This is a genomic window from Agromyces agglutinans (assembly GCF_009647605.1).
In the GTDB taxonomy this organism is placed as follows: Bacteria; Actinomycetota; Actinomycetes; order Actinomycetales; family Microbacteriaceae; genus Agromyces; species Agromyces agglutinans.
Genome location: NZ_WJIF01000017.1, coordinates 41,486 through 47,547, shown reverse-complemented (window position 1 = coordinate 47,547; position 6,062 = coordinate 41,486). Strand labels below are relative to the sequence as shown.

Genomic DNA, 6,062 nt, shown 5'->3' with positions numbered 1-6,062 from the left:
GCGGGCTCGGCGGCGGCGGGTGCGGCGGGCGCCTCGGGCGCCGGCTGGGCGGATGCCTTGGGCGCGGGCTGGGCGGACGCCTCGGCCGCGGGCGCTCCCGGCTGGTCGGATGCCTCGGGCGCGGGCTGCCCCTCGGGCGCACGGTCCGGCGTCGCGCCGGCCTGCTCCCGGTGCTGCCGGTACTGCTCCAGGACCGGCCACCAGGTGCGATCGACGGAGGACGGGTCGACGAGGTACTTCTGGTACATCTCGTCGACGAGCCACTCGTTGGCTCCGAATTCCGCCGCCGTCGTCTCTTCAGAACCCGACCCGGTCAGTTGGCTCGACACAGCCGTTCGCCCACTCTCTCCATTGACGCTGGATGCTCTGCATGCGGCGGTCGTGCGTGCGCGGGGCAGGGGCGCGATCGCCTCCACAAGCCTAAACCCCGCAGCCGAGGGCGGTGGACCGACTCGTCGCGGGTAGCGTGGCGGCATGGAGTTCTACCGGACGACCCCGACCCACGACCTGACGTACTCCGACGTCTTCCTCGTCCCGAGCCGATCGGGCGTCACGAGCCGGCTCGACGTGTCGCTCGACTCCGGCGACGGATCCGGCGCCACCGTGCCCATCGTGTCCGCGAACATGAACTCGGTCACGGGCCCGACGCTCGCGGCCTCCCTCGCCAGGCGGGGCGGCATCGGCGTGCTGCCGCAGGACCTCCACCTCCAGGACCTGGCCGAGGCGATCCGCTCGGTCAAGGAGCAGTCGCCGGTCTTCGACACGCCGGTCGTGTTCGCGCCCGACGCCACGGCGGCCGACGCACTCGAGGTGCTTCCTCCCGCCGTGGGTCACGGCATCGTCCTGCAGGACGAACGCGGCGGCTTCGCCGGCTGCATCGCCGCCGAGCGCCTCGCGAGCGCGCTGCCCGACGCGCGACTCGGAGACCTCGTGCACGCGGGGCTCGCCTCCCTCGACGCCGAGGACGTCGACACTCCGCGCCGCGCCTTCGACCTCATGGTCGAGGCGGGCCTCGAGTTCGCGCCGGTGCTGCGCCACGGCGAGGTCGTCGGCACCCTCAGCCGCCGCAGCGCCCTGCGCGGCACGATCTACCGCCCGAACGTCGACGCCGACGGGCGGCTGCGCGTGGCCGCGGCGCTCGGCATCAACGGCGACGTGGTCGCCAAGGCGCGCGCCCTCGCCGACGCCGGCGTCGACCTGTTCGTGATCGACACCGCGCACGGCCACCAGGAGGGGATGCTCCGCGCGATCCGCGCCGTGCGCGACCTCGACCTGGGCCTGCCGATCGCGGCCGGCAACGTCGTGACCGCGGCTGCGGTCGCCGACCTCGTCGACGCGGGCGCCGACATCCTGAAGGTCGGCGTCGGTCCGGGGGCGATGTGCACGACGCGCATGATGACCGCCGTCGGCCGGCCGCAGTTCTCGGCCGTGCTCGAGACGGCTGAGGCCGCGCGCGAGCTCGGCGCGCACGTCTGGGCCGACGGCGGGGTGCGGTACCCGCGCGACGTCGCGCTCGCGCTCGCGGCCGGGGCATCCGCCGTCATGATCGGCTCTTGGTTCGCGGGCACGATCGAGGCTCCGGGCCGACTTCGGCGCGATGCATCCGGCCGGCTGTTCAAGGAGAGCTGGGGCATGGCTTCGACGAAGGCGGTGCGCGAGCGGTTCGACCGGCTGTCGCCGTACGAGCTGGCGCGCCGCGAACTGTTCGCCGAGGGCATCTCGTCGTCGTCGATCTACCTCGACCCGATGCGACCGTCGGTCGAGGACCTGCTCGACATGATCACGTCGGGCGTGCGCAGCTCGGCGACCTACGCGGGCGCCAGGACCCTCGCCGAGTTCCGCGAGCGGGCGCTCGTGGGCATCCAGTCGGCGGCGGGCTACGAGGAGGGCAAGGCGCTCCCCGTCAGCTGGTGAACACCCCGGAAGACCCGCTGGATCGCTGGATATACTGATCCGACCATGGACGATCCTCCCTCTTCGACCTCGCCAGGTCATAGACCCCCGCCCGTGATCGATCGGGGAGGTGCAGATGTCTGAGTGGATCCTGCTCGCCATCGGCCTCCTGCTCACGATCGGCACGGGCTTGTTCGTCGCCAGCGAGTTCGCGCTGGTGAACCTCGATCGCGCCGACCTTGAGGCGCGCAAGGCGCGCGGCGAGACGCGCCTCGGCATGACCATCGCCGCGTTGAAGATCACCTCGACGCACCTGTCGAGCGCGCAGCTGGGCATCACGCTGACGACCCTGCTCACGGGCTACACGATGGAGCCGGCGATCTCGTCGCTGCTCGCCGGCCCGCTCGCCGCGATCGGGCTTCCCGAGCCGTTGATCCGCCCGATCGGCGCCACGACCGCGGTCGTCATCGCGACCCTGCTGTCGATGGTCGTCGGCGAGCTCGTGCCGAAGAACTTCGCGCTCGCGCTGCCCAGGCAGACGGCGGTGCTCGTGATCCCGTTCCAGACGGCGTTCACCTGGGTGTTCCGGCCCGCCATCGCGCTGCTCAACGGCAGCGCGAACGCCATCCTGCGCGGCTTCGGCATCGAGCCGAAGGAGGAGCTGTCCGGAGCCCGCTCCGCCGAGGAGCTCTCGTCGCTCGTGCGGCGCTCGGCGAGCGCCGGCGTGCTCGAGCAGGACACCGCGACGCTGCTCGGCCGCACCCTTCGGTTCGCCGATCATGACGCGTCCGACGTGATGACGCCGAGGCCGCGGCTCGCGGCGGTGCAGCGCAGCGAGTCGGCTGAAGCGGTGCTCGAGCTCGCCCGGCAGACCGGCTTCTCGCGCTTCCCCGTCTACGACGAGAACCTCGACGACGTCGTCGGCGTGGTGCACGTCAAGCAGGCCCTCGCGGTGCCGCGCGAACGCCGCGGCGAGGTCCCGGCGTCGGCGCTGCAATCAGAGGTCGTGCGCGTCCCCGAGACCGTGCCGCTCGACACGCTGCTCGGCGAACTCCGCGGTCGCGGGTTCCAGATGGCCGTGGTGGTCGACGAGTACGGCGGCACCGCCGGTGTCGCCACGCTCGAAGACCTCGTCGAGGAGCTCGTGGGCGAGGTGGCCGACGAGCACGATCGCACGCGCGCGGGCATCGTGCGCCGCGGCGACCAGGTCACCTTCCCGGGCATCCTCCGGCCCGACGAGCTGCTCGACCGCACCGGCATCCGCGTTCCCGAGGACGGCGACTACGAGACGGTCGCCGGATTCGTGACGAGCGCGCTCGGCCGGCTCGCCGCCGTCGGCGACGCCGTGCCGATCGAGGGCGGCCGCCTCCTCGTGCAGCGCCTCGACGGCCGGCGCATCGACCGGCTCCGGTTCATCCCCGATCCGCTGCCGGAGGGCGCCGACGAAGCAGCTGACTCGAACGGGAAGGAGGCCGGACGATGAGCGACTGGATGGGCATCGTCTGGCTCGTGGTGCTGCTCGCCGCGAACGCCTTCTTCGTCGGCGCGGAGTTCGCCGTGATCTCCGCGCGCCGCTCGCAGATCGAGCCCCTCGCCGAGCGCGGCAGCCGCCGCGCGAAGACCGCGCTCTGGGCCATGGAGCATGCGACGCTCATGCTCGCCATGAGCCAGCTCGGCATCACGATCTGCTCGCTGCTGATCCTGAACGTCTCCGAGCCGGCGATCCACCACCTGCTCGAGATCCCGCTGCATCTGACGGGCTGGTCGGAGGAGGTCATCGGCACGATCGCCTTCATCATCACGCTCGTGCTGGTCAGCTACCTGCACGTCGTGTTCGGCGAGATGGTCCCGAAGAACCTCTCGTTCTCGATCCCCGACAAGGCCGTGCTGCTGCTCGCGCCGCCGCTCGTCTGGATCGCGCGCGTGTTCCGCTTCGCGATCGTGGCACTGAACGCGACGGCGAACGGCGTGCTGCGCCTGTTCGGCGTCGAGCCCAAGAACGAGGCCGCCTCGACGTTCACGCTCGAGGAGGTGCAGACCATCGTCGACCAGTCGCGTCGCGAGGGCGTGCTCGACGACGCGAGCGGCACGCTGAGCGCGGCGTTCGAGTTCACGACCAAGCGCGTGATCGACGTCGCGGTGCCGATGGCCGACCTCGTGAGCCTGCCGCCCGGGGCCACCCCCGGCGACGTGGAACGCGCCGTCGCGCGGCACGGCTTCTCGCGGTACGTGCTCGTCGGCGCCGACGGCGAACCCGACGGCTACGTGCACCTGAAGGACGTCATCGACCTCGACGACGACGAGTTCGACGATCCGCTCCCGGCCAAGCGCGTGCGGCGCCTCGTGTCGATCTTCGACGGCACCGACCTCGAGGACGCGCTGGCGACCATGCGACGGCTCGGCACGCACGTCGCGCGGGCGTTCGACGAGGCGGGCGCCACCACGGGCGTGATCTTCCTCGAGGACATCATCGAGGAGCTCGTGGGCGAAGTGCAGGACGCCACCCGGCGCGCGTGAGCGGGTGCCGGCGACGCGGGTCGTCGCCGGCGCCCGGCTCGCCGGCACCCGCGTCGGCGCGGTTCGTCGGTGCGCTACGCCGCGAGCCCCCGCAGCCAGGCCTCGAGGGTCGTCGCCTCGGTGAAGACGTGCGCGGTGCCGCCCACCGCGATCGCGCCCTCGGTGTTCTCCGACTTGTTGTCGACGAACACGAACTCGGCGGGCGTGATGCCGAGGTCGGCGATGACGCGCTCGTAGATCGCGGCGTCGGGCTTCACGAGCCCCAGTTCGCCGCTGACGAAGACCCGCTCGAACAGCGGCGCGAACGACCCCGAGCGCAGCCAGCCCGAGAAGTCGGCGCCCGCGTTCGAGAGCAGCGCGAGGCGCGTGCCGCCGGCGCGCAGCGCGTGCAGCACCCCGAGCGTGCCGGCATCGACGCTGAGCCAACTGCGGTGGTCGATCGCCCACAGCTCGTGCACGTCGAGGTCCGACCACGCCGTGCCGAGGTCGGCGCCCACCCGCTGCCAGTACTGCCCGATCGACGACGTGCCCTGGTCGAGCGCGTCGCGATGGCGCCAGTAGGCCGGCCAGAAGGCCTCGGCGTCGACGCCGGCCCGGGCGACGAGCAGCGCCCGGTCGGCGTCGGACGGGGAGCGCGAGATCACCTCGCCGTAGTCGAACACGACGACACGCGGGGCGAGGCTGATGGGAGCGGGGACGGTCGGAGGCATCCGGTCCAACGTACAACGTGCCTTGGGCGCCTGCGGCGCCGGGCCTATCGTGGAGGCATGGGGCGGGATTCGTGGGGGCAGTGGTCGGCGGCCGAGGCGGCGGACTGGATCCGTCGGCCGGCCGCCGACGACGACAAGTACCGGCGCGGCGTCGTCGGCCTCTTCACCGGATCGGCCGAGTACCCGGGCGCCGCGGTCCTCGGGGTCGAGGCGGCGCACCGCACCGGGGTCGGCATGGTGCGGTACGCGGGCCCGAAGGCGGTCCGCGCCGCCGTGCTCGCGCATCGGCCCGAGACGGTCGTGCAGCCCGGCCGGGTCCAGGCGTGGGTGCTCGGATCGGGGCTCGACGCGGGTCACCGATCGTTCCTGACGTCGGGTGAACTGCAGCACGCGCTGGCCTCTGGGCTGCCGGTCGTGCTCGACGCCGGGGCGCTCGACCTCGTCGGCACGCACACGGGACCGACCGTGATCACTCCGCACGCCGGGGAGCTCGCGCGGCTGCTCAGCTCGCGCGAGATCGACGCGACGGTCGACGACGTGCGCGCCGATCCCGGCGCGTGGGCCGCCCGAGCCGCGCGGGAACTGCGCGTCGTCACCCTGCTGAAGGGCGCGACGACGTACGTGTGCGATCCCGAGGGCACGCGCTTCGCGCTGCACGCGAGCACGCACTGGCTCGCCGCAGCCGGCACGGGCGATGTCCTCGCCGGCATCCTCGGCGCGCTCGCCGCGACGCACCACGAGATCCTGTCGACGGATGCCACGGCGCTGACCCGCATCGCCGCGACGGCGGTCTTCGTGCACGGCGAGGCGGCGCGGCTCGCGAGCGACCACGTGGCCGGCGGCCCCATCACCGCGCTCGACCTGGCCGGGGCGATCCCGCGCGTGGTCGGCTCGCTGCTCGGGTGACGACGGCGCCGGGCTGAGGCTCGGCCGCGGGAACGC

6 protein-coding genes are annotated in these 6,062 nt (G+C 72.7%); 4 read left to right on the top strand and 2 right to left on the bottom strand.

Annotated elements, in window-relative coordinates; genetic code table 11:
- The coding region (locus GE115_RS18645) for a 2-oxoglutarate dehydrogenase E1 subunit family protein (RefSeq protein ID WP_312855371.1) at positions 1-329 on the bottom strand (329 nt) is incomplete at its 3' end.
- Positions 330-474: 145 nt separating this feature from the next.
- Here GE115_RS18645 and guaB1 point away from each other — a divergent pair.
- The 3 genes from guaB1 to GE115_RS18025 all read left to right on the top strand — a co-directional run bounded on the left by guaB1 (position 475) and on the right by GE115_RS18025 (position 4,410).
- On the top strand, positions 475-1,914 hold the full coding sequence (gene guaB1 / locus GE115_RS18035; RefSeq protein WP_153686137.1) for a GMP reductase: 1,440 nt from the start codon (positions 475-477) through the stop codon (positions 1,912-1,914).
- Between the two features lie 115 nt (positions 1,915-2,029).
- Positions 2,030-3,376 (top strand): hemolysin family protein, encoded by a 1,347-nt coding sequence (locus GE115_RS18030; RefSeq protein ID WP_153686136.1) that lies wholly within the window; start codon positions 2,030-2,032, stop codon positions 3,374-3,376.
- The gene (locus tag GE115_RS18025; RefSeq protein ID WP_153686135.1) at positions 3,373-4,410 is read left to right on the top strand and encodes a hemolysin family protein; all 1,038 of its coding nucleotides are present in this window, start codon (positions 3,373-3,375) and stop codon (positions 4,408-4,410) included. The genes GE115_RS18030 and GE115_RS18025 overlap by 4 nt, the downstream gene beginning before the upstream one ends.
- Before the next feature lie 74 nt (positions 4,411-4,484).
- On the opposite strand, the gene GE115_RS18020 is transcribed toward GE115_RS18025, so the two are convergent.
- Positions 4,485-5,120: an HAD family hydrolase gene (locus GE115_RS18020; RefSeq protein WP_153686134.1), complete on the bottom strand. Its 636-nt coding sequence runs from the start codon at positions 5,118-5,120 to the stop codon at positions 4,485-4,487.
- Between the two features lie 57 nt (positions 5,121-5,177).
- Between GE115_RS18020 and GE115_RS18015 the strand changes: the two genes are divergently transcribed.
- Positions 5,178-6,026, top strand: coding sequence for an ADP-dependent NAD(P)H-hydrate dehydratase (locus tag GE115_RS18015; protein WP_153686133.1), 849 nt, complete (start codon positions 5,178-5,180; stop codon positions 6,024-6,026).
- The last annotated feature ends 36 nt before the right edge of the window (positions 6,027-6,062 follow it).

Excerpts from the sequence above, each read along its gene's own strand:
- guaB1 (WP_153686137.1), top strand. The coding sequence starts at position 475 with ATGGAGTTCTACCGGACGACCCCGACCCACGACCTGACGTACTCCGAC.
- GE115_RS18030 (WP_153686136.1), top strand. The coding sequence starts at position 2,030 with ATGTCTGAGTGGATCCTGCTCGCCATCGGCCTCCTGCTCACGATCGGC.
- GE115_RS18025 (WP_153686135.1), top strand. The coding sequence starts at position 3,373 with ATGAGCGACTGGATGGGCATCGTCTGGCTCGTGGTGCTGCTCGCCGCG.
- GE115_RS18020 (WP_153686134.1), bottom strand. The coding sequence starts at position 5,120 with ATGCCTCCGACCGTCCCCGCTCCCATCAGCCTCGCCCCGCGTGTCGTC.
- GE115_RS18015 (WP_153686133.1), top strand. The coding sequence starts at position 5,178 with ATGGGGCGGGATTCGTGGGGGCAGTGGTCGGCGGCCGAGGCGGCGGAC.